1 pseudogene is annotated in these 277 nt (G+C 65.7%); it reads left to right on the top strand.

Annotated features, from left to right (window positions below):
* Nucleotides 1–18: 18 nt before the first annotated feature.
* Nucleotides 19–277: pseudogene (locus PA598K_RS35760) on the top strand (hypothetical protein); the annotation flags it as partial.

The raw sequence follows: 277 nt of genomic DNA, 5'->3' as shown, positions 1-277 counted from the left end.
CCAGACGATGCAGCTGCCATGTGGAGAGGGGGGCAGACGCCAAATGCTACTGTTGCTGGATCCGTCGCAGGCGCTTATGGCGATGACGGAGTCCAGACCGCTGTCGATCCTCACGATCAGCCTGTCATTTATCGCGACCCGCAGCTGCGGCGCGCGGCGCGGACGGCGATACGCGCACTGTATGCGCTTGGGCTGGACTATGGCGAGGTGAGGATCGTGCTCGACGGCGAAGGGCGGGCCGCCGTCCGCACGATTATGCCACTAGCGGCCGAGCGGC

It is taken from the genome of Paenibacillus sp. 598K (assembly GCF_003851045.1).
Lineage (GTDB): Bacteria > Bacillota > Bacilli > Paenibacillales > Paenibacillaceae > Paenibacillus_D.
This window is presented reverse-complemented; position numbering and strand designations above follow the sequence as displayed.